Here is a 24,818-nt window from a genome sequence, read left to right on the forward strand (position 1 = left end):
CTCGGTGGTCTCCTGCTCCCCGCTCATCGTTTCCCCTCACTGAACCGCTGATCGAGAAGTTCGAACAGTTCCTCGTCGTCGACGTCATCAATGACGTCGACGGCCGTACGGGACTCCCCGCCGCCGGTGGCACTCCACCTGCCGCGCAGGGCGGTCAACCGCGCCTCGATCAACCTGCGTCGACCTGCCCATTCCTCGGTGGCCTCGGCGGCCTCGCCGGACCCGGTGCCGTCGTGCCAGCCGTCCAGCGCCGCCTCCAGCGCGTTCAGGTGCTCGATGACCCGGCGGCTCGGATCCGTGGGCGAGGCGCCGGGCGCGTCCACGAACAGCCGTCCGTCCAGGTAGACGGCCACCGCCTCGGGGGTCGGGTGGTCGAAGACGAGCGTGCTCGGCAGCTTCAGGCCGACCGCGGTGCCCACGCGGTTGCGCAGCTCGACCGAGGCCAGCGAGTCGAAGCCAAGGTCCTTGAACTGCCGCCCCGGCGCCACCGATTCGGCCGTGTCGTATCCGGCGACGGCGGCGGCCTGAACCCGTACGGCCTCCGTCAGGGCGGTGAGCCGGTCGGGGCGCGGCAGCGGCGCGAGGCGCGCGGCGAGCCCGTCGCCGCCGGCCTGCTCGCGGGCGGCCCTGCGCAACGGCGTGTGCAGCAGCCCGCGCAACACCTCGGGCACACCGTCCGGGTCCTGCGGCCGGGAGGTGTCCAGGTGCAGGGGGAACAGGACCGGGTCGCCGCGCCGGACCGCGAGGTCGAACAGGGCCAGGGCGCGTGCGGTCGGCAGGGGCCGCATGCCCGCCCGGGCCATCCGCCGCGTGTCCCGCTCGTCGAGGGCGCCCGTCAGGCCGCTGGCCTCCTCCCACAGGCCCCAGCCGAGGGAGGTCGCGGGCAGCCCGCGCGCCTGCCGGTGGCGGGCCAGCGCGTCCAGCGTGGCATTGGCCGCAGCGTACGCGCCCTGGCCGGGACCGGCCAGGACGGAGGCACCGGAGCCGAACAGGACGAAGAAGCTCACTTCCCGTTGCGCGGTGAGGTCGTGCAGGTGCCAGGCGGCGTCAGCCTTCGGCGCGAGGACCTCGGCCAGCGTGTCCGGCTCCACGGAGGCGGCCAGGCCGTCCGCGAGGACCCCCGCGGTGTGGACGACGCCGGTCAGCGGGTGGTCGGCCGGGATGCCGTCGAGTACGGCCGCGAGCGCGGCGCGGTCGGAGACGTCGCAGGCGAGCGTGGTCACCGTCGCACCCAACTCGCCGAGTTCCGCAGCGAATTGCGCCGCTCCCGGTGCGGTGGGCCCCCGGCGGCCGAGCAGCAGCAGGTGGCGTACCCCGTGCTCGGTCACCAGGTGGCGGGCCAGGAGCCGTGCCAGGGTGCCCGTGCCGCCGGTGACCAGGACGGTGCCCTCGGGGTCGAGCGGGGCCGGCTGGACGAGCACCAGCTTTCCGGTGTGCCGCCCCGTGCTCATGTGCTGCAGCGCGGCCGAGGCCCGCTGCAGTGGCCACGCCGTGACCGGGAGGCGGCCGACCTTCCCGTCGGCGACGAGGGCGGCGACCTCGGCCAGGATCGCGCCGAGCCGGTCGGGACCTGCCTCGGCGAGGTCGAAGGGCAGGTAGCGCCCGGGGAAGTGCTCCGGGGCGCGCGGGTCGGTCTTGCCCATCTCGACGAACGCCCCGCCCTCCGCGAGGAGACGGGCCGACTCGTCGAGCAGTGCGCCGGTCAGCGAGTTGATCACGACGTCCATGCCACGGCCGTCCCGGACGGACCGGAACCGCTCGCCGAACCCCGTCTCCCGGGAGGAGGCGATGTGGTCGTCGTCGAGGCCGAGTCCGCGCAGGATGTCGTGCTTGGCGGGGCTGGCCGTGGCGAAGACCTCCGCCCCGGCGAGGCGGGCCAGGCGGACCGCGGCCATGCCGACGCCGGTGGCGGCGGCGTGCACCAGGACGCTCTGCCCGGGCCGCACACCGGCGAGGTCGTGCAGCGCGTAGTGGGCGGTGGTGAAGACGATGGGCAGGGCGGCGGCCTCGGTGGTGCTCCACCCCCGCGGGACGGGGACCACCAGGCGGTGGTCGGTGACCGCCACCGGTCCGAAGGCGCCTTCGAACAGGCCCATGACCCGGTCGCCCACCGCGATGCCGGTGACGTCCGGTCCGGTGGCGGTGACGACCCCGGCGCCCTCGGTGCCCATGACGGCGGCACCGGGGTACATGCCGAGGGCGATCAGGACGTCGCGAAAGTTGACGCCGGTGGCCCTCAGTTCGACCTGCACCTCGCCGGGGCCCGGTTGCCGCCCGGCGTCCGGCGCCGCCGCGAAGGAGAGGGCGTCCAGGGAGGTGCCGGCGGGCTCCAGGCGGGCGGGCGTCCGGGGCGCCAGCAGGGCCGCCGCGCCGCGGGTGGCGGACAGGCGCGGCACGAGCGCGAGGTCGCCGCGCAGCGCCACCTGCGGATGGTCGAGCACGGCGGGGAACCGGGCGAGGGCCGCCGGGTCCGTGTCGCTGTCGACGAGTACGAAGTTCCCCGGCGACTCGGCCTGTGCGGAGCGGACCAGGCCCCAGACCGCGGCCTGCGCGGGGTCCGCGTCCGTGTCGGCGGGGCCGGCGCCCACGGCGTGCCGGGTGAGGAAGACCAGGCGGCCGGAGCGCTCCGGTGCGTCGAGCCACTGACGGACGAGTCCGGCCGCGTGCAGCACGCTCTCACGTACGGAGGCGGCCGGGTCCGCGGCCCGCCACGGACGGCAGTGCACGAAGACGGCCTCGGGTTCCGGCTCGCCCGTCGCGACCGCCGCCGCCAGGGCCGCCAGGTCCGGGTGGTCCTTGCCGAGGCCGGGCAGGCCGCCGCCGACGGTCGCGCAGCGCACGACCGTGCCGCCGGTCTCCGGCAGGGGGCGCCAGGACAGCCGATAGAGGTCGTCGGCGCCCGCTTCCTCGCCGTCGCCGTGGCGCGGCGCGGCGCCGGCCGGGCGCACGGTCACGGCGCCGACCTGGGCCACCGGCGCTCCGGTGGGGTCGGTCACCGACAGGCTCATCGCGGCGCCGTCGGCCGGGGCCGCCATCACGCGCACGGCCGTGGCCCCGGACGCGTACAGGCTGGTCCCGCTCCAGGAGAAGGGGAGGAACGCCCCTTCCCGGTCGGCCAGGGAACTCAGGCCGAGGGTCTGCGCCGCGGCGTCGAGGAGGACGGGGTGCAGCGGGTAGCCGTCGTCGCCGGTCCCCTCGTCCCCTGCGGCAGCGGGGAGTTCGGCCTCGGCGAACACCTCGTCGCCGCGCTGCCACGCGGCGCGCAGCGCCCGGAAGGCGGGCCCGTAGGCGTAACCCCGCTCGGCCAGGCGCGTGTAGGCCGCGTCGAGGTCGATGGGGCGGGCGTCCGGCGGCGGCCAGGCCGCCGGGGCCGCCGGCGGTGACGCGGCCTCGCCGAGGACACCGGTCGCGTGCCGGGTCCAGGGCGCGTCGGGGGTGCGCGCGTCGCGGGCGTGCACGTCCACGGTGCGGGTGCCGTGCTCCTCGGGGGCGCCGACGGTGACGCGCACGGCGGTCGCCGCGCCGAGCACCAGCGGGGCGCAGAGCACCAGTTCCTCGACGGCGGGCGTGCCCGCGTGCCGGCCGGCCGTCAGGGCCAGGTCGACCAGCGCGCTGCCGGGGAAGAGCGTCTCGCCGCCGACGGCGTGGTCGGCCAGCCACGGCTGGTCGCCGAGCACGATCCGCCCGGTCAGGACGTGTCCGCCGTCGGGCGTCTCCAGCGCCGTGGACAGGACGGGGTGGGCCACGGGGTCCATGCCCAGTGCGGCGGCGTCGGCGAGGGTACGGCGCGGCCGCGGCCAGAAGGAGGTGTGCTCGAACGGGTAGGTCGGCAGCGGCGCCGCCGTGCCGCCGGGCCCCACAGCCGGTGCGAGGTCGACGGGCAGGCCGTCGGCGCGGGCCTCCAGCAGGTTGCGCAGGAAGGTGCGCGGCCCGGGGCGGCCCCGGCGCAGGGAGGCGAAGGTGACGACGTCCCGGCCGAGGTCGTCGGCGGTCTGCTCAATGCCCGGGAGCAGCACCGGGTGCGGGCTCACCTCGATGAAGGTGTCGAAGCCCTGGTCCATGAGGTGTCGTACGGCTTCGTCGAGGCGGACTGTCCCGCGCAGATTGCGGTACCAGTACGCCGCGTCGAGCCCGGCGGTGTCGAGCGGGCCGCCGGTGACGGTGGAGCAGAAGGGCACGGCGGCGGACCGGGAGTCGATCGTGCCCAGTTCGTCGGCTAGCCGCCGTTCGATCTGTTCCACCTGCGGGGAGTGGGAGCCGTAGCCCACGGCGATCCGCCGCGGGGACATTCCCTCGCCCCGCGGCGACCGGAGGAACTCGTCGAGGGCGGTGGCCTGTCCGGCGACGACGAGGGAGCGCGGCCCGTTCACCGCGGCCACGCTCAGCCGGCCGTCCCACGGTGCCAGGGCCGCCTCGAGCGCGTCGGGCGTGGCGGTGACCGAGGCCATGCCGCCCTGCCCGTTGAGCTCGCGCAGCACCTTGCTGCGCAGCGCCACGATCTTCGCGGCGGTGTCGAGGGTGAGGGCTCCGGCGACGCAGGCGGCGGCGATCTCACCCTGCGAGTGGCCGACCACGGCGGCCGGTTCCACCCCGTGGGCCCGCCACAGCCGCGCCAGCGACACCATCACCGCGAACAGCACGGGCTGGACGACATCGGGCCGCTCGAACGCGTCCTCGGGCCCGTCGCCGCGCAACGTGGCGAGCAGGTCCCAGTCGGTGTACGGGGCGAGCGCCGCCGCACACTCCGCCATCGACGCGGCGAAGACCTCCGAGTGTCCGAGCAGGTCGCGGGCCATGCCGGTCCATTGCGAGCCCTGGCCGGGGAAGACCAGCACGGCCCTGCGGTCGGCCGCCGCGCGCGGTGGCACCACGTCCGCCCCGGCCTCACCGTCGGCCAGGGCGTCGAGGGCCGCGCACACCGCCTCCCGGTCGTCGGCGAGTGCCCCGGCCCTGATCTCGAACCGGGCCCGGCCTGCCGCGAGCGTGCGTGCGGTGTCGGCCAGGGAGATCTCCGGTGAGGTGCGCAGCAGGTGGGCCAGCGCACGCGCCTGCGCGGCCAGCGCGGTCGGCGTCCGGGCCGAGAGCGGGAGCGCCACGGCGTCCGCGGCCAGGGCGCCGCCCGTGGGCAGTTGGGCCGGGTCGCCGGTGGGGGCCGGTTCTGCCGGGGCCTCTTCCAGGACGACGTGGGCGTTGGTGCCGCTGACGCCGAACGAGGAGACCCCGGCCCGGCGCACCCGCGGACCCCGCGGCCAGTCCTCGTTCTCCCGCTGGACCTCGATCGTCCCCGCCGACCAGTCGATCTCGGGGGAGAGTTCCTCCGCGTGCAGGCTACGCGGGAGCACGCCGTGCCGCATCGCGAGCACCGTCTTGATCACTCCGGCGACACCGGCGGCAGCCTGGGTGTGGCCGATGTTGGACTTTACCGAGCCCAGCGCGAGGGGCCGTTGCCGCTGTGCCCCGTAGGTCGCCTGCAGCGCTCCGGCCTCGATCGGGTCACCGAGCCGGGTGCCGGTGCCGTGTGCCTCCACCACGTCGATGTCGGCCGCCGACAGCCGGGCGTCGGCGAGCGCCTGCCGGATGACGGCCTCCTGAGCGGGACCGTTCGGCGCGGCCAGACCGTTGCTCGCGCCGTCCTGGTTGACCGCGCTGCCGCGCAGCACCGCGAGCACGGGGTGCCCCGACTCCAAAGCCTGGGAGAGGGGTTCGAGGAGCAGCGCGCCGGCGCCTTCGGCGAGGCCGAAGCCGTCCGCCTGCGCCGCGAACGGCTTGCACCGCCCGTCGGCGGCAAGGCCGCGCTGCCTGCTGAAGTCCACGAACGTGTACGGGTCGCAGATCACGGTGACCCCGCCCGCCAGGGCCATGGCGCACTCGCCGCTGCGCAGCGCCCGCATCGCCAGGTGGATGCCCACCAGGGACGACGAGCACGCCGTGTCCACCGTCATCGCCGGGCCCTGCCAGCCGAAGACGTAGGCGAGCCGGCCGGACAGCACGCTGGCCGAGTTGCCGAGCCCCTGGTAGCCCTCGGCCCGGGCGGCCTCGCTCTCCAGAAGGGGCATGTACGACTGGCCGTTGGATCCGACGAAGACGCCGACGCGGCTGCCGCGCAGCAGGTCGGGGTCGATGCCGCCCCGTTCCACGGCCTCCCAGGCGACCTCGAGCATCAGCCGCTGCTGCGGGTCCATCGCCAGGGCCTCGCGCGGGGTGATGCCGAAGAAGTCCGCGTCGAAGCCCGCCGCATCGGTGAGGAATCCGCCACGGTCGGCGTAGCTGGTGCCGGGGTGGTCGGGGTCGGGGTGGACGAGGGCGCCCAGGTCCCAGCCGCGATCTCGGGGCAGGCCGCCCGTGAGGTCCCGGCCGTCGGCGACGGCCCGCCACAGCTCGTCGGGCGAGCCGATGCCGCCGGGGAAGCGGCAGCCCATGCCGACGATGGCGATCGGCTCCTGCTCGCCGGCCCGCGGGGTGCCGGCCGCCTCGGCGGTGCTCTCCCGGCGGGCTCCGGTGACCAGCAGGGAGAGCAGATGGCGGGCGAGGCGGGTGATGGTCGGGTGGTCGAAGACCAGGGAGGCGGGCAGGCGCAGGCCGGTGGCGGCGGCGAGCCGCTTGCGCAGCTGCATGGTGCCCAGCGAGTCCAGGCCCAGTTCGGTGAACGCCCGCCGCCCGTCGACGTCGCGTGCGCTGTCGTGTCCGAGGACGGCCGCGGTGGCCTCGCCGACCACGCCGATCAGCAGATCCTCCTGTTCGGCGGGTGACAGGGCCGCCAGCCGGCCGGCCAGTTCGGTGGCCGGGCCGCCGCCCTGGCCGCCGGCCGCCGCGGGCTCCGGTATCTCGCGCGCCTCGGCGATCTCCCCGAACAGTGCGGTCGGCCGGATGGCGCGACGGCCCGCGGCGAAGTCGGGCCAGTCCACGTCGGACACCGCGACGGCGCTCTCCCCTGCGTCCAGCACAGACTCCAGTACGGTCAGGGCGCGCTCGGGCGTCAGGGCGCGCAGTCCGCGCTGCGCCGCCGGCCGTGCGGTGCCGTCCGGGGAGCCGGGCAGGGCCCAGGGGCTCCAGGCCACGGCGGTGCTCGGGTGGCCCCGGCCGCGCCGGTGCGCGGCGAACGCGTCGAGCCAGGCGCTGCCGGCCGCGTATCCGGACATGCCCGCGCCGCCCCAGACGCCGGCCACGGAGGAGCAGTGGATCTCCCGTTCCACCGGCTGTCCTTCGAGGACCCGCGCGAGGGTCAGGGCCAGGCCGGTCTTGGCGTGCACGGTGGCCGCGAAGTCTTCCGGGGCGGTCTCCAGGACCGGCCCGAACTCCAGGCGGGTCGCGGCGTGCAGGACGGTGGTGACATCGTGCGGGGCGGCTTCGACGGCAGCACGGACGGCGTCCTCGTCCGCCGCGCAGCGGGTGACCGTCGTCGTGCTGTCGTGCACCGCGCCGAACAGGTCCTCGTCCGCCTCGCCCACCAGGACGAGGTGGTCGGCGCCGCTGTCGGCCGCCCACCGGGCGAGCCGCTGCCCGATTGGGCTGTCCGCTCCGGTGACGAGCACGGTCCCGTGCGGGCGCACGGCCGGCCCGGCGGCGGCCGGCAGGTGAGCCCGCACCAAGCGCCGCCCGTACAACGCGTCGGCACGTACGGCGAGTTGGTCCTCGCCCCGTTGCCCGCCCGCCAGGATGCCGGGCAGCCGGGCGAGCAGGGCCTCGTCCACGGCGTCGTGCGGCAGGTCCAGGACGCCGCCCCAGCGCTGCCCGAGCTCAAGGGAGGCGACCCGGCCCAGGCCGTGCACGGCGCACTGCGCGAACGATCCGATGCCGTCGTCGCCGGGCGTCTGTACGGCGCCCTGGGTGAGGCACCACAGCGGCGCTTCGACGCCCGCGTCGCCGAGGGCCTGAAGGAGCGTCAGGGTGGCGACCGCCCCTGCGGGCACACCCGCGAGGCCGCGGTGGTCCGTCTCGTCGGCCGCGAGCAGCGACACCACACCCCGCAGCCCGGTGGTGCGAGCCGTGGCGGCGGTGACGGCCGCGGCGGCCTCGGCGCGGTCCAGGCCCGGGGCCAGGACGCATTCCAGCGGTGTACCGCCGGCTTCGCGCAGCGCGTCGACCAGCGGCGCGGCGGCCCAGGCGGGGACGGCAACCGGGGTGACGACCAGCCAGGTCCCGTGCGATGCGGCCGGTTGCGCGGTGGGCGGCGGCTGCGCCGGCAGGGGAGTCCATGCCTCGCGGTAGGTCACGTCACCGGCGCCGCGGGCAGGCGCGGCGGCGGACGTCCAGTAGTGCTTCCGCCGGAAGGGGTAGGTGGGCAGCGGCACGCGCCGCGCGTCGGGGAAGGCGGGCTGCCAGCGCACGTCCACGCCCGCGACGTGGGCACTGGCCACGGAAGTGAGGAACGACTCCGGGCCGGGGGCGGCCCGCCGCAGCGTGCCGACGGCCACGGCCTCGCCCGGCTCACGACCCTGCGCGTCGAGCGTCTCCTCGACCGTCGCGGCCAGCACCGGGTGCGGGCTGATCTCGACGAAGGCGTCGTGGTGCGCGTCACCGAGGAGCCCTACGACGTCGTGGAGGCGCACCGGCTCGCGCAGATTGCGGTACCAGTAGTCGGCGTCCAGCTCCTCGCCCTCCATCGGGCGGCCGGTCACCGTCGAGTAGAAGGGTACGCGCGCGCGGGCGGGGCTCATGTCCCCTATCGCGTCGGCGAGTTCCTCGCGCACCTGCTCCATCTGCGCGGAGTGCGAGGCGTAGTCGACGTCGATGACCCGGGCCCGCGCCCCCTGGTCGGTGCAGGTCGCCACGAGGGCGTGCACGGCCTCGTGTTCACCGGAGACGACGACGGAGGCGGGCCCGTTGACCGCGGCCACCTCGATGGCGCCCTCGTACGGTGCGAGCAGATCGCGTACGGCCGCCTCGCCGAGCGCCACGGCCGCCATCGCGCCCTGCCCGGCGAGGGACCGCAGCAAACGGCTGCGCAGGACGACGAGCCGGGCGGCGTCCTCGAGCGTGAGGATCCCGGCGACGTGCGCCGCGGCGATCTCGCCCTGCGAATGCCCCGCCACCGCCGCCGGTTCGACACCGTACGAGCGCCACAGCGCGGCCAGCGACACCATCACCGCGAACAGCGCGGGCTGCACCACGTCGACCCGGTCGAGCCCGGGGGCGCCGGGCTCCTGCCGGAGCACCGCGGCCACCGACCAGTCCTGCCACGGGGCCATCGCCTCGTCGCAGGCTCGGATCGTCTCGGCGAAGACCGGGGACCACTGTAGGAGGTCGGCGCCCATCCCGGCCCACTGCGAGCCCTGGCCGGGGAAGAGGAACACGGCGGAGCGCCCGCCCGATTCGACGGCTCCCCTGACGCGCGCACGGCCGGCCGCCACGTCACTCATTGCCCGCACGGCCGCTTCCCGGGAGCCGGCCAGGACCACCGCGCGGTGCTCGTGCCGGGCTCGGGTCGTGGCCAGCGAGAGGCCGAGATCGGGAAGGGGGACGGTCTCGTCCGCGACGACGGCGGACAGCTGTTGCGCCTGGGCGCGCAGCGCCTCCTCGGTCCGCGCGGAGACGACCAGCGGCACCGGGCAGCGCTCCGTCACCGACTGCGGCACCGTCGCACGTTCCTCGGTCTCCTGGGGCTCTGTGGCCTCCGCCAGGACGACGTGGGCGTTGGTGCCGCTGATGCCGAACGCCGACACGGCGGCGTACCGGGGCCGCTCGCCGCGCGGCCAGGCCCGCTCCTCGGCCAGCAGGGCGATCGCGCCCGACGACCAGTCGACGTGCGGCGAGGGCTCCTGCGCGTGCAGGGTTCTGGGCAGCCGCTCGTGCTGGAGGGCGAGCACCATCTTGAGGATGCCGACCGCGCCTGCGGCGCCCTGGGTGTGGCCGATGTTCGACTTCGCCGAGCCCAGCCACAACGGTCGCCGTCTGTCGCGGTTTCGGCCGTACGTGTCGAACAGGGCGTGGGCCTCGATGGGGTCGCCGAGGGTGGTGCCGGTGCCGTGCGCCTCGACCGCGTCGACGTCGCCGGGGGCGACGCCCGCGTTGGCCAGCGCCTGCTCGATCACCTTGCGCTGCGCAGCTCTGCTGGGTGCGGACAGGCCGTTGCTGGCACCGTCCTGGTTGATGCCGGTGCCGCGGACGACGGCGTGCACGGTGTGCCCGTTGCGCCGCGCGACCGACAGCCGCTCAAGGAGTAGCACCGCGACACCCTCGCCGAAGCCGAAACCGTCCGCGGTCACGCCGAACGCCTTGGAGCGGCCGTCGGACGCGAGGGCGCGCTGCCGGGCGAAGTCGATGAACACCTCGGGGCCGGCCATCACGGCGGCGCCGCCCACGATCGCCGCCTCGCACTCTCCGCGGCGCAGCGACGCCACCGCCAGGTGCAGGGCCACGAGGGAGGAGGAGCAGGCGGTGTCCAGCGTGATGGCAGGCCCTTCGAGCCCGAGGGTGTACGCGATCCGGCCGGACGCCACCGACGGCGCCACTCCCGTGACCGTGTATCCCTCGGCGTCCTCGGCAGAGCCCGCGGCATCGCCGTAGCCGTGCCGGGCGACGCCGAGGAACACACCGGTGTCCGTGCCGCGCAGGGCGTGCGGATCGAGGCCGGCGTTCTCCACCAGTTCCCAGCACGTCTCCAGCAGGAGGCGCTGCTGCGGATCCATGGCGGCGGCCTCGCGCGGGGATATGCCGAAGAAGGCGGCGTCGAACTCCCCTGCGCGCTCCAGGAACGCCCCCGTGCGCACGTAGGTCGTGCCGGGGTGGTCGGGGTCGGGGTGGTAGAGACCCGCCAGGTCCCAGCCGCGGTCGTCCGGGAAGCCGGACAGCCGCTCCTCGCCCGCCGCGAGCACCTTCCAGAAGTCCTCGGGTGTGTCGATCCCGCCGGGCAGGCGACAGGCCGTGCCGACGATCGCGATCGGGTCGGCCTCCAACTCGTGGATGCGCTGCCGGGCCGCGCGCAGGTCAAGGGTCGCGCGACGCAGGTATGAAGCGACCTTGTCGTTGTCGTTCGTCACCGTGTTGATTCCTTACCTGTTCGCCGTCGGCTGGCCGTTGTCACCGAGCTCGCGCCCGAGGGCCTCCAGCAGTTCGTCGAATCCGGCCTCGGCGAGGTCCGGCTCCGGGGAGGGCGGGGTGCCGCGGGACTCGCCGTGGTGGCCGGGGCCGGTCCGCAGGGCGGTCAGTACGCGGTCGAGGTGCCGGGCCAGTTCTGCACGTTGCGGCCCGGCCACGTGGCCGAGGTGCGCCTCCAGCCGGTCGAGGCCACCGAGCGTCGCCGTGACGACGTCCTCGTGGCCGGGGCCCGTGAACAGCTCGGACCGGAGGTGGTCCGCGAGAGCGGCCGCGTTGGGGTGGTCGAAGATCAGGGTCGAGGGCAGGGCGAGGCCGGTGGCCGCGCTCAGGCTCTTGCGCATCCGCCCGGCTCCCAGCGAGTCGAAGCCGAGTTCCCGGAAGGCCGTGTCCACCCCGACCGTGCGGGTGTCCTCCTGTCCCAGGACCGCGGCGGCGTGGGAGCGCACCAGGTGGGTCAGTTCGAGGTGCTGCTCGGCGGGTGGCCGCCCGCCGAGCCGCTCACGCAGGGCCGCTCCCGCCGCCGGTGCCTGCGGTGCGACGGACACGGCGGCGCGGGCTCCCGGGAGCGCGTCGAGCAACGGCCGTCGCCTCAGGGCCTCGTACGTCCCGGTGAACCGCGGCCAGTCGACGTCGGCGACGACCACGGCGCTCTCGCCGCCGGCCAGCACCGTTTCGAGGGCCTCCAGCGCCCGGTCGCCGGGCATGGGGCGCACGCCCTGATCCCGGAGCCGGGCGACGGCCTGCTCGTCGTCCGTCATGCCGCCTTCCGCCCACAGTCCCCAGGCCACGGAGGTCGCGGCCAGGCCCTGGGCGCGGCGGTGCTGGGCGAAGGCGTCGAGGAAGGCGTTGCCCGCGGCGTACGCGCCCTGCCCGGCGCTGCCCCACACGGCGGCGCCGGAGGAGAAGAGCAGGAAGAGACTCAGGTCGGGGCAGCTGTCCGCGAGGTTGCGCGCTCCGTGCACCTTGGCGGCCAGGACCTCCCGGTACTCCTCGCGGGTCATGTCCCGCAGGAGGGTCCGCTGGTTCAGCCCGGCCGCGTGCACGACCCCGGTGATCGTCGCGCCGTCCGCGCGCAACCTGTCGACCAGGAAGGTCACCGCCTCCGGAGTGCCGATGTCGCAGGCATGGACGGTGACCCGGGCGCCCAGGCCGGTGAGTTCGTCGACCAGCGGGGCCACGTCCGGTGCCGCCTCGCCGCGGCGGCTGACCAGGGCCAGGTGCTGGGCTCCCCGGGCCGCGAGACGGCGGGCGGTGAGCGCTCCGAGGCCTCCGGTGCCGCCGGTGACGAGGATCGTCCCCTGCGGCACGACCGCTTCGGCGGCGCCCGGCGCCCGGTCCGCAGCCAGCGGGGCGGGCAGCAGCCGGCGCGCGAGGACGGCGCCCGGCCGGACCGCGATCTGGTCCTCCACGCCGGTCAACGCGTCGGTAAACAGAGCGCGTTGGGCCTCGCCTGCCTCTTGCGGCAGATCCACGAGACCGGTGTGCCGCGCTCCGCGTTCGAGGGCGGCGGCCTGGCCGAGGCCCCACATCTGCGCTCCGGCCGGGCACGTCACGGGGTCGTCCGCGCCGGTGGTGACCGCGCCGCACGTCGCCAGCCAGACGGGTGCGTCGATGTCCGCCGCCTCCAGTTCGCGCAGGAGGTCCGGCGTGGCCTCGGCTCCGGCGTCCGCGTCCCCGAGGGCGAGGAGCGAGAGCACCCCTGCGTACGCCCCGGACTCGGCCTGGCCGGCGAGGGCGTCGCGTACGGCGGTGGTCAACGCATGCGGATCGTCGAGCGGGACGGTGACGGGGTGGGGCACGGCCCCGTGGTCGGCGAGGCCTTGTACCGCGGCGGCGCACCAGACATGCTCGGCGCTGCCGCCGGTCGCGGCGGGCAGCAGGAGCAGCCAGCGTCCGGCCGGGCCGCCGACGGTGGCGGGGGTGGTCTCCTGCCAGCCGACGCGGTAGCGCCATGCGTCGGCCGCGCGGGCGGGGCCGGTCACGTCGGGCAGCAACCAGAACCGTTCGTGGTCGAAGGGGTACGTCGGCAGGTCCACCGGGTCGGCCGGGCCGCCGTCGCCCTGCACGGCCCGCCAGTCCACCGCGACCCCGCCCGCGTGCGCCTCGGCGAGGGAGGCCAGGAAGCGTTCGGGTATGTCGTCGCCGCGCCGGACGGAGCCCACCACGGTGCTCGCGTCGCCGAGCGTGTCCTGGATGCTGCCGCACAGCACCGGATGAGTGCTCACCTCGACGAACGCGTCGTGGCCCGCCGCACCGAGCGCCTCGATCGCGGCCTCGAACTCCACGGTGCGGCGCAGGTTCTCGTACCAGTAGGCGGCGTCGAGATCGGGGCCGTCGGCGAACGCGCCCCGCAGCGTGGAGTAGAGGGGGATGTCGGGCGTACGGGGAGTGATGCCGGACAACGGTGCGGTGACCGCCTCCCGCAGGCGTTCCACGTGGGAGGTGTGGGAGGCGTAGTCCACGGGGAGCACCCGCGCGTCGATGCCCGCCCCGGCGCAGTGCTCCTTGAAGCGGTGCACCGCCTCGGGGTCACCGGCCACCACCACGGCGTCGGGGCCGTTGACCGCGGCCAGCTCCAGTGCGCCGGACGCGGCGACGCTCAGCAGCTTCTCCGCCTCCGCACGACCCAGGTGAAGCGACAACATGGCGCCGTGGCCGCGCAGTTCGGTCAGTGCCCGGGCGCGCAGGGCCACCACCCGGGCCGCGTCCCGCAACGACAACGCCCCCGCGACACAGGCCGCCGCGATCTCCCCCTGGGAGTGCCCCACCACCGCATCCGGCTCCACACCACACGCCCGCCACAACCGCGCCAACGACACCATCACCGCGAACAACACCGGCTGCACCACATCGACCCGCTCCAAGGACGGCGCACCCTCGACACCACGGACCACATCCACCACCGAGAAACCCCCCACCTCCGCCAGCGCCGCGTCACACTCCCACAACGCCTCGGCGAAGACCGGCACCTCCAACAGCCCACGCCCCATCCCCACCCACTGCGAACCCTGACCCGGAAACACCCACACCACACGACGCCCCCCACCACCCACACCGGTGACGGCGCGGGACACGGGGTGTCCCTCGGCGAGGGCGCGCAGGGTGTCGCCTGCGTCCTCCACGTCACGTACGAGGGCCACGGCCCGCCGGTCGAAGGTCTGCCGTGAAGCGGTGAGCGCGCGGGCCACATCCGGCAGACGCACGTCCTGATGGCGCGTCATATAGTCGCCGAGACGGCTTGCTTGGGCGGCCAGGGCGGTGTCCGTACGCGCGGACAGCACCAGCGGCACCACACCCGCCGCCTCCAGCACACCCACCGAGCCCGCCTCGCGGCGAACCGGCGCCCGGGGCGGCTCCTCCACGATCACATGCGCGTTCGTCCCGCTCACACCGAACGCCGACACCCCCGCACGCCGCCGACGACCCGCCACCACCGGCCACGCCCGCGCCTGACGCAACACCTCCACACCACCCGCAGACCACTCCACATGCGACGACGGCTCCCGCGCATGCAACGACGCCGGAAGCACCCCATGCCGCAACGCCAGCACCATCTTGATCACACCGGCCACCCCCGCAGCCGCCTGCGCATGCCCAATGTTCGACTTCAACGACCCCAACCACAAAGGCCGTTGATGATCCCGATCCCTCCCATACGTGGCCAGCAGCGCCTGCGCCTCGATCGGATCCCCCAGCACCGTCCCCGTCCCATGCCCCTCCACCACATCCACATCCGCCGGGGACAACCCCGCACTCGTCAACGCCCCACGAATCACGCGCCGCTGGGCCGGACCACTGGGCGCGGACAGACCATTACTCGCCCCGTCCTGATTCACCGCACTCCCCCGCACCACCGCAAGCACCTGATGCCCGTTGCGCCGCGCGTCCGACAACCGCTCCAGCACCACCAGACCCACGCCCTCGCCCATGCCGAAGCCGTCCGCCTGCTCGGAGTACGCCTTGCAGCGTCCGTCGGCGGCCAGCGCGCCCTGTGTGGCGAACTCCGTGAACACCTCGGGGCCCGCCATCACCGACACCCCGCCGGCCACCGCCAGCGACGCCTCACCGTCCCGCAACGACCTCGCCGCCAGATGCAACGCCACCAACGACGACGAACACGCCGTGTCCACCGTCAACGCCGGGCCTTCGAGCCCCAGCACATACGCCACCCGCCCCGAGGCGACGCTGGCGGTGTTGCCGGTGAGGAGGTAGCCCTCGACCTCGTCTCTTCCTTCGACCGGTCCGGCCGCGTACCCCTGGTGCGACATGCCGACGAAGACCCCGGTGTCGCTGCCGCGCAGGGTCTCCGGCCGGATGCCCGCTCGTTCGAACGCCTCCCAGGTGACCTCGAGCACCTGGCGCTGCTGCGGGTCCATCGCCAGCGCCTCACGCGGCGAGATCCCGAAGAACGCCGGGTCGAAGTCCCCCGCCGCGTCGAGAAAGTTGCCCATGGGGCGGTCCGCACCGGCGCCCGGCGCGCCGCGCCGTTCCCAGCCCCGGTCGTCCGGTGCCGCGGCCGACGCGTCGCCGTTAGCGGTGATGAACTCCCACAGATCCTCGGGGGAGTTGACCCCGCCGGGGAACCGGCAGGCCATCCCCACGACGACCACCGGGTCGTCCTCGTCCCCCACGGAACCGGCAGCGGCACCGGCAGCGGGCCGCGGGTCCGGCCGGGACTCCGCCCCGCCGAAGAGTTCGGCTTCCAGGAAGGCGGCGACGGCCCGGGCGTGCGGGTAGTCGTAGACGAGGGTCGCGGGCAGGCGCAGGCCGGTCGCGGCCGTGAGCCGGTTGCGCAGTTCCACCGAGGCCAGCGAGTCGAAGCGGAGCTCACGGAACGCCCGTTCCGGATCGATTCGTTCCGGGTCCCGGTGTCCGAGCACCGACGCGGCGTGCTGCCGCACCAGGTCCAGGAGCGCCCGCCCGCGCTCGGTGGCGGGCAGGTCCGCGACGCCGCCGAGCGGTGTGCCGGCCGCGCCGTGTTCACGGCGGACGGCCTCCCGCGCGTCCCGGGCCTCCGGCAGCGCGTCGAACAGCCGGGTGGGCCGCTGCGCGGTGTACGCGAGCAGGAAGTGCTCCCATTCGATACCGGTGATCACCGGGCAGACCTCCGCCCGGTCCAGCGCCGTCTGCAGGGCGTCGAGGGCCTCCTCGGGAGCCATCTCGACGACTCCGTGCCGGCGGAAGCGCTCCGCCACGGGGCCCTCCGCCATGCCGCTGCCGGCCCAGGTGCCCCAGGCCACCGACGTCGCGGGCAGCCCTTCGGCGCGCCGCTGCCGGGCCAGGCCGTCGAGGTAGGCGTTGCCCGGGGCGTAGCCGCCCAGGCCCGGCGCGCCGAACGCGGAGGCGAACGAGGAGAACAGGACGAACGCGGTCAGCGGCGCGTCCGCCGTGAGGTCGTGCAGGTTCTTGGCGCCGAGGGTCTTGGCGCGGCCGGCCCGTTCGATCCGCTCGCCGGTCAGGGCGTCGAGAGTGCCGTCGTCCAGCGTGGCCGCGGTATGGAACACCGACGTGAGCGGCTGGTCATCGGACAGGCTCCCGAGAAGCGAGCGCAGCGCGTCGCGGTCGGTGACGTCGCACGCCGCGAAGGTCACCTTCGATCCCAGAGCGCTTATTTCCGCGGCCAGTTCGTCGGCGCCCGGGGCGTCGGGCCCGCTGCGGCTGGTGAGGACGATGTGCGGGGCGCCGCGGCGGGCGAGCCACCGGGCGACGTGCCGGCCGATGCCTCCTGTGCCACCGGTGACCAGCGCCGTGCCGGTGGGCTCCCACGTGCTCGGCGCGGCCTTGGGCGCGGCCCGCTTCCAGCGGCGTACGAACACCTCCTGGTCCCGCAGCGCGACCTGGTCCTCGCCGCTTGCGCCCATCAGCACACCGGCGAGCGAGCGGACGATCCCGGCCGTGGATCCGGCGGGAACGTCGACCAACCCGCCCCACAGTGCGGGGTGTTCGAGGGCAATGACCCGCCCCAGGCCCCACAGGGCCTCTCGCGCGGGGTCGGCAGGCCGCTCGTCGGCGGAGGTGACCTGGACGTCCTCGGTGAGGCACCACAGCGAGCCGTCGAGACCGGAGTCGGTGAACGCCTGGGCGAGCACGACGGTGCCGCCGAGCGACGGCAGGCCCAGGGGTGTGCCGGCGCCCTCACCGGTCTTGCCGAGGGCCTCGTCCACGCTCTCGTCCACGGCGAGCAGTGACAGCACCCCGACCCGGTCCGCGCCCTCGGCGGCGCTCCGCAGGGCCGCTGCCAGGTCCGTCCGTGTCGGCGCGGCCGTGAGCACCAGGTCCGTCACCGTCGCACCGGCCGCTTCGAGGGAGGCGCGCGCGGCCTGTGCGACCGCGTCCGCGGCCCCGGCGCCGCGGACGACGAGCCAGGTGCGCGGGCCCGCCGCGGAGGGTTGTGGGGCGGGCACCCGCTGCCAGTCGATGCGGTAGCGCAACGCGTCGGCCGCCGCGCCGCGTCCCGTCCCGCCAGCAGTGGTGCCCGCATCCGGGGCGGGCTCCCACCAGAAGCGCTCCGGCTGGAACGTCGAGGTGGGCAGCGGCACCGGGCGCGCCGGGACGCCGAGGAACACCGAGTCCCACCGCACGGGGACGCCCGCGGCCCACGCCGTCGCCAGGGCGCCGGCGAAGTCCTCCGGTCCCCCGTGGCCGCGGCGTACGGTCCCGACCGCGGCCAGGTCGGCACCGGCGTCGTGCCCGGTCTCCTCGATGGCGGTGGTGAGCACCGGGTGGGCGCTGAGTTCGATGAAGGCCCGGTACCCCTGCTCCACGAGCGCCCGTACGGCGGGTTCGAACCGGACGGTCCGGCGGAGATTGCGGAACCAGTACGCGGAGTCCAGCGTCCCGGGCTCCGCCCAGTCGCCGGTCACCGTGGAGAAGAAGGGCACGGCGCCGGGCAGCGGCTCGATCCGCCCCAACTCCTCGTTCAGGTCGGCGCGGGCGTCCTCCATGTGCGCGGTGTGCGACGCGTAGCCGACGGGCAGGCGCGTGGCCCGTACGCCCTCCGCGTCGAGGGCGGCGACCAGGTGGTTCAGGTCGTCGTCGGGACCGGCCACCACCACGGAGCGCGGCCCGTTCAGCGCGGCGGTCTCCAACCGGCCGTCGTAGTCGCCGAGTCGGCGCGTCAGGTCGTCGGGGGTGGTGGCGACCGCGACCATGCCACCGTGTCCGCGCAGCCGGCCGATGACACGGCTGCGGACGGCCACCAGGCGGGCGGCGTCGTCCAGGGACAGGGCGCCTGCGACGCAGGCGGCCGCGATCTCACCCTGGGAGTGCCCGATCACCGCGGCCGGCTCGACACCGTGGGCCCGCCACAGCGAGGCCAACGACACCATGACCGCGAAGAGGACGGGCTGTACCACGTCGACGCGGTCGGTGGACAGACCGGCGTCGGGGCTGCCGTCCGCGGCAGCGGCCTCCGCGCGCAGGAACGGCAGGACGTGGAAGTCCAGGTGCGGCTCCAGTGCGGCGGCGCACTCGTCCAGAGCGCGCGCGAACACCGGTACGGAGTCGTAGAGATGGACCGCCATGCCCGCCCACTGCCATCCCTGGCCGGGGAAGACGAAGACGGGCGAGGCCTGCGGCCGGGCGACCCCCACGGCCGCGGCCTGGCTGTCGCCCTCGGCCAGCGCGTCGAGCGCGGCCAGTGCCTCGGTTCGCCCGTGCGCCACGAACGCGGCGCGGTGGCGCGCCGCCGCGCGGGTGGTGGCCAGCGAGAACGCCACATCGGTGGCGGTGAGTTCGGGGTGTTCGCGCACATGCGCGACGAGGCGGCGCGCCTGTGTCCGCAGCGCGGCCTCGCTGTGCGCCGATACGGCCCACGGCGCCACGACGCAGTCGCGCCGCCGGTCGCCTCCCGCAGCCTCGTCACCCACCGCACCGGCGGCGGGCTCCGGCCGGGGCGGCGCCTCGACGATGGCGTGCGCGTTGGTGCCGCTGATGCCGAAGGACGAGACACCCGCCCGTCGGGGCCCCGGCCCGTCGGGCCAGGCAACCGGTTCGGTCGCCAGCCGCACCGCGCCCCCGGACCAGTCGACTTCCGTGGAGGGGCGGTCGGCGTGCAGGGTCGGCGGCAGTGTGCCGTGACGCATCGCAAGCAGCATCTTGATGACGCCGGTCACGCCGGCGGCGGCCTGGGTGTGCCCGATGTTGGACTTCACCGAGCCCAGCCACAGCGGGCGGTCGGCGGGGCGGCCCGTCCCGTACGTCTCGATCACGGCCTGCGCCTCGATCGGGTCGCCGAGCCGGGTGCCGGTGCCGTGCGCCTCGACTGCGTCGACGTCGGCCGCGGACAGTCCGGCGTCGGCGAGTGCCCGCCGGATCACCCGGGACTGGGCCTGGCCGTTGGGCGCGGAAAGGCCGTTGCTCGCGCCGTCCTGGTTGACCGCCACCGCACGGATCACGCCCAGGACGGGGTGGCCGAGGCGCCGGGCGTCGGAGAGCCGCTCCAGGAGGAGCACCCCGGCACCCTCCGCCATCCCGAAGCCGTCGGCGTCGGCGGAGAACGCCTTGCACCGGCCGTCGGGAGCGAGCGCGCCGAGACGGCTGAAGTCGACGAGCATGCCGGGCGTCGGCATCACGGTCGCGCCACCGGCCAGCGCCAGGTCCGTCTCCCCGGCGCGCAGGGAGCGGCAGGCGAGCTGGAGGGCCACGAGCGAGGACGAGCAGGCCGTGTCCACGGTGACGGCCGGTCCCTCAAGGCCCAGGGTGTAGGCGATGCGCCCGGAGGCGACGCTGGTGGTGGTGCCGGTCACCAGATAGCCGCCGACGTCCGCGGCGCCGTCGGCGAGGCGCGGGCCGTACTCCTGGGCGATGACGCCGGTGAACACGCCGGTGGGCGTGGCGCGCACCGCCTCGGGGGAGATACCGGCCCGTTCGAGTGCTTCCCAGCTGACCTCCAGGAGGAGCCGCTGCTGCGGGTCCATGGCCAGCGCCTCGCGTGGCGAGATGCCGAAGAAGTCCGCGTCGAAGTCGGCGGCCTCGTGCAGGAACCCGCCGGAGCGCTGCCGCACCGTGCCCGGGCGCCTCTGGTCCGGGTGGAAGAGCGCCTCCAGGTCCCAGCCGCGGTTCGTGGGCAGGCCCGCCACGGCGTCGCGTCCGCCCGAGAGCAGCTCCCAGAACTGCTCGGGGGTGCGCACTCCGCCGGGCAGCCGCACCGCCATGGCGACGACCGCGATCGGCTCGTCCGCCGCGTGACCGGCTCCCGGCTCCCGCTGCTGCTGGGCCGGTTCTGCGCCCGGCCCGGTGTGCTGTACGCGCGGGCGCAGCAGGTCGTACAGCGCGTCGGTGAGGGCGCGTGGGGTGGGGTGGTCGAAGAGTGTGGCGATGCCGATGTCCTGACCGACGGCCGCCGCGAGGCGGTTGCGTAGCTGCACCGCGAGGACGGAGTCGAGTCCGAGCTCGGCGAAGGTGTGCGAGCCGCCCGCGGCCTGTGCCCCGGCGCCGGTCACCGCGGCGGTCTCCGCGTCGACCAGCCGGGCCAGCCGCTGACGTATCTCGTGCTCCGGTGCGTCCGCCGCGAAGAGCCCCGAGCGGGAGGGTCCGGCGGGCTGTGCGCCGAGGTCCGTCCCGGCGGGCGGAAGGTCCGGCAGCTCGGCACCCGGGGTCTGTTCGACGCCGGGGAAGGCGGCCGTCCAGTCGACCTCCACCCCGTGGACGTACGCCTCCGCCGCCGCGGTCAGAAAGCGCCGCAGCCCACCCTGGCCGCGAAGCAGCGTGGGCAGCACCGCGTGCCCGGCGCCCGCCGCGTCGAGGGTCTGCCGCACGGCGGACGCGAGGACGGGGTGCGGGCTCACTTCGATGAAGACGCCCTCGCGGTCGTCGGCGCAGGTCCGCACCGAGCGCTCGAACTGCACGCGGCTGCGGAAGTTCTCGCACCAGTAGTCCGCCGTCAGTTCGCGGGTGTCGAGGGTGCTGCCGGTGAGGCTGGAGTAGAAGGGGACGGTGCCCGCGCCGGGCGTGAACCAGTCGAGCGCCGAGCGCAGTCCGTCGGTGACGTCGTCCATCTGCGGGGTGTGCGCGGCCATCGAGACGCCGATCACCTGGGCGCGGACCCCTTCGGCTGTCAGCTCCGCCACGCAGCGCACGATCGGTTCCGTCGCCCCGGCGAGCAGCACCGAGCGGGGGCCGTTGACGCCGGCCAGGACGAGGTCCGGGCCCCAGGAGGCGAGGCGCGGCGCGATCTCGTCGGCGGGCAGGGCCACCGACGCCATGTCCCCGTTGCCGACGAGGGGCATGAGTTCCTTGCTCCAAAGCGCCACCGCGCGGGCGCCGTCTGGGAGGTCCACGCTTCCCGTGGCGTGGGCGGCAGCGAGGTCGCCCATGCTGTGTCCCACGACGGCGTCGGGCCGGACACCGAAGGAGCGCCACAGCTCGGTGAGGGCGGCGCTGACCGCGTAGAGGGCGGGCTGGACGATCTCGACCCGGGGCGTGGTGCCGGCGGCGGCCGCCGTGTCGAGGGCTTCGGTCAGCGACCAGCCCGACTCGGCGGCGAAGACGTCGGCGCACCGCGCGATCGCGTCCGCGAACACCGGTGACCCGCCGACGAGTTCGGTGGCCATGCCCGGCCACTGGGAACCCTGGCCCGGGTAGACGAAGGTGACGGGCGCCACGGCGTTTGCCGCTCCGCGCGCGACCGCCGGATGCGGGCTGCCGTCGGCGACGGCGGACAGGCCGTCGAGGAGTTCGGCGCGGGTGGATCCGACGATCACCGCGCGGTGGGGCAGGCACCGGTCCTGGCGGGCGAGCGCGGCGCCGAACGCGTCGGCGCCGAGGTCCGGTCGTGCGTCGAGGTGGGCGATGAGCCGGCGCGCCCAGGCGCGCAGCGCGCCGTCATCCGCTCCCGACAGGGCCCACGGCCGGGCCGCCCCTTCGGCGGATGCGGAAGTGTTCTCAACCTGACGGGAACTGCCGTTCACACCTGACTCCTAGTCGTCCGCGCATTACCAGGGAGCGGGCCTCTGCAAAACATGGCCCGCGGAAATGCCGGCCACACCGACTGCGACCTGACCGACGGGGAGCGTCACCACAGAAAAAGCCGATCGACCCGTACGTCATAAGTGGTCGACTACCTTTGATCAGTGGCCAGTTGAACGTACACCAGCCAGCCACACCGCCCAAGGTATCTACGGTCGACCAAATCGACTCGATTTCGAGACACCCCAGGTCACAGACGTTAGTTCAGCGACAGGGCACGCATATCCCAGCAATGGAATATTGATCCTCAAGCTTCCCTTTAGTTGGTCTCGACCGGCCTGCGCAATGATATGGCCGAAGCAATTTTGACCGGCCGTAAAAGGCGATGCCAACTCCTGGACAGCGGCAACCAATTGAAGGGCCGGTGAGCCTTGCTACCCGAGGAAAAATCCCACACACCATCCCCTGCCGATACGACCGACGACCGGGGAAGTCCGTCCGAACGGCTGCCGTCGCTGACCGGGTTGAGGTTCTTCGCCGCGTTCCTGGTGTTCGTCTGCCATGCGCTCAGCCAGTTCAACCCGCAGGCGGATCCCGCCTCGCACGACCTGGCCTACTTCCTGCTGCCGGCCGGACCGGTCGGCGTCTCCTTCTTCTTCGTCCTCAGCGGGTTCGTCCTGACGTACGCGGCACGGCCGGGCGACACGGTGCGGCGCTTCTGGCGGCGCCGGGTGGTGAAGATCTACCCGAGCCACGTCGCCACCTGGTCGGCCGGTCTCGTCCTGGCCTGGGTCACCGGCGCCGTCGTGACCACATCGACGACGGCCGCCGCCCTGCTGCTCGTTCAGGCCTGGGTGCCGGACATGATCCTCACCGCCACGGTCAACCCGATCTCGTGGACACTCGCCTGTGAGCTGTTCTTCTACCTGCTGTTCCCGTTTATGTACCGGGGACTGCGCCGGCTGCCGCGGCGCCGGCTGTGGCCGGCCGCGGCCATCCTGGTGGCCCTGGTCATGGCCGTTCCGCACCTGGCGCGGCTGCTGCCCGGGGAGGTCGTACCGCTCGCGGGCTGGACCCAGACCCAGTTCTGGCTGGTCTACACGGCACCCCCCGTGCGGCTGCTGGAGTTCGCGCTCGGCATCGTGCTCGCGCTGCTCGTACGCGAAGGGATGTGGCCCGTCCTCAGCGTCAAGCTCGCCGCCGCCCTGTGCGTGGCCGGCTATGCGGTGGCCGGGGTGACGACGATGGTCACCGAGATGCCCCACCTGTGGGCGATGACGAGTGCCACGGTCCTCCCCCTGGCCGTGCTCATCCCCACGGCCGCCGTCCTGGACCGCAAGAATCTGCCCTCCCTGGCGCGCCGTCCGCGCCTGGTGCGGCTCGGCGAACTCTCCTTCGCCTTCTACCTCGTGCACCACATGATCCTCACGGCCTTCTTCGCCGCGCTGCCGGACGACGTCCGGCCGGGCCTGCCCGCGCTGACCGGCCTGGCGGTCGTGCTGTTCTTCGTCTGCTGGGCCGCTGCCTGGCTCCTGCACACCGCGGTCGAGTTGCCCGCCATGCGCAGCTGGAGCCGCCCGTCGGCAACCCCCCACGGACCTCTCACGCCCCACCCGGCACCCGGGCACTCCGAGCCCCTCACCGGTGAAAGGACACCATGAACCAGCCGCAACTGCCCGAGGTCCTCGACCTGAGCGGCGAGCTCTTCCACACCGACCAGTACGCGACGTACCGGGACATCCTCGAGCACCGTCCGGTGACGAAGGTGCGCTTCTACGACGGCTCCTTCGTCTGGCTCGTGAACCGTTACGAGGACGTACGCGCCGCCCTGAGCGACCCCCGGCTGAGCAACGACCCCACCAAACAGTCGGACATCGACCTCTCCGCGGCCACCGGCATCCCGGCGGACCTGGTCGAGTACTTCCAGCGGAACATGTTCCGCAGCGACGAACCGGACCACGGCCGGCTGCGCAAGCTCGTCTCCCGGGAATTCACCATGCGGCGCATCAACGCGCTCCGGCCGCGGATCCAGGAGATCGCCGAGGACCTGGTGGAGAAGTTCGCCGCCACCGGCGGCGGGGACCTGGTGGGCGCGCTCGCCCGCCCGCTGCCGCTCACCGTCATGTGCGAACTGCTCGGCGTCCCCGAGGCGGACCGCGCGGACTTCCAGCTCTGGTCCCAGCACGTCGTGGAGAGCGACCCGGCGTTCGCGGAGCGCAACGCCGTCTCGTACCGCAGCCTCTTCGAGTGCATCCGCTCGCTGATCCGGCGCCGGCGCGACGCGCCGGGCGAGGACCTGCTGTCGGCCCTGGTCGAACTGCGCGACTCCGGAGACAGCCTCTCCGAGGACGAACTGATCTCGACGGCGTTCCTGCTGCTCGTCGCGGGGATCGAGACCACGGTCAACGTCCTCGGCACGGGGTCCTTCCTCCTGCTGACCCACCCCGACCAGCTCGCCCGCCTCCGTGCGGACGACGGTCTTTTGGGGTCCGCCGTGGAGGAGATCCTGCGCTACATGGCTCCCATCGAGATGACGAGCAGGCACACCCTGGAGCCCGTCGAGATCGGCGGGGAGTCCATCGACGCGCAGAGCACGGTCCTGATCAACCTGGCCGCCGCCAACCGCGACCCGGCACGGTTCACGGACCCGCAGTCCTTCCGGGCCGACCGCAACGACGGCAGCCACCTCACCTTCGGCCACGGCATCCATTACTGCCTCGGCGCCGCGCTGGCGCGGGCGGAGGCGGAAGTCTTCTTCGACGTGCTCCTGAAGCGCTTCCCGGCCATGGAGCTCTCCGTTCCCAGCGCCGAATTGACGTGGCGTCACGTCTTCATGCGCGGTCCGCTCGAGCTGCCCGTCTCCTGGCGGTGAC

Annotated in this window: 3 protein-coding genes and 1 pseudogene; 2 read left to right on the plus strand and 2 right to left on the minus strand. The window is 74.4% G+C overall.

Features of this window, described 5'->3' with window-relative positions:
* Positions 1-23 precede the first annotated feature (23 nt).
* Positions 24-10,934, minus strand: a pseudogene (locus OG609_RS45220) (SDR family NAD(P)-dependent oxidoreductase); the annotation flags it as partial.
* Positions 10,935-10,991: 57 nt separating this feature from the next.
* Entirely contained in the window at positions 10,992-21,947 is a 10,956-nt protein-coding gene (locus tag OG609_RS45225) for an SDR family NAD(P)-dependent oxidoreductase (protein ID WP_327278557.1), read from the minus strand.
* A 522-nt stretch (positions 21,948-22,469) separates the two neighbouring features.
* On the opposite strand from OG609_RS45225, the gene OG609_RS45230 reads away from it, so the two are divergent.
* Together OG609_RS45230 and OG609_RS45235 are read left to right on the plus strand one after the other, a co-directional pair.
* Positions 22,470-23,606 carry an acyltransferase family protein gene (locus tag OG609_RS45230; protein ID WP_327278558.1) on the plus strand — a complete coding sequence of 379 codons (1,137 nt, stop codon included), beginning with the start codon at positions 22,470-22,472 and terminating at the stop codon, positions 23,604-23,606.
* Positions 23,603-24,817, plus strand: a complete 1,215-nt coding sequence (locus OG609_RS45235; protein WP_327278559.1) for a cytochrome P450 family protein — start codon at positions 23,603-23,605, stop codon at positions 24,815-24,817. Before OG609_RS45230 ends, OG609_RS45235 begins: the two co-directional genes overlap by 4 nt.
* The last annotated feature ends 1 nt before the right edge of the window (position 24,818 follow it).

The organism is Streptomyces sp. NBC_01224 (assembly GCF_036002945.1).
Lineage (GTDB): Bacteria > Actinomycetota > Actinomycetes > Streptomycetales > Streptomycetaceae > Streptomyces.

Excerpts from the sequence above, each read along its gene's own strand:
- OG609_RS45235 (WP_327278559.1), top strand. The coding sequence starts at position 23,603 with ATGAACCAGCCGCAACTGCCCGAGGTCCTCGACCTGAGCGGCGAGCTC.